Raw genomic sequence first — 270 nt, forward strand, 5'->3', positions numbered from 1 at the left:
TGCTGCCGGTGTCGTGGATTTTGCAACTGTGCCCGACAGACTAGTCTTTTTTGTTCGTGATCTTGGGGAGCATCCTGCAGACTACATTTTCTATTCTTATATTACCGGCTTTACGGGTGGAGCAGCTCCTCTTGCACTAAAGCTGGATGAGTTTGATGTCGATGGCCTGAGCTTTGCCTCAGTAACAGCAGTGAGCGGTACTACGACCCTATCTGTGCTCCCAGATATTGCAACAAGGCTGCTTATTGGTCGGCTCGTTGCAGCGGAGAC

At 50.4% G+C, this 270-nt stretch carries 1 protein-coding gene; it reads left to right on the forward strand.

Features of this window, described 5'->3' with window-relative positions; genetic code table 11:
* Positions 1-270, forward strand: a 270-nt coding sequence (locus tag ACKX14_RS15870) for a hypothetical protein (RefSeq protein WP_422449359.1), incomplete at both ends; no start/stop codon positions are given.

The sequence above is a fragment of the Thermorhabdus hydrogeniformans genome, from assembly GCF_049310025.1.
Classification (GTDB): domain Bacteria; phylum Bacillota; class Thermosediminibacteria; order Thermosediminibacterales; family Tepidanaerobacteraceae; genus JBJYKD01.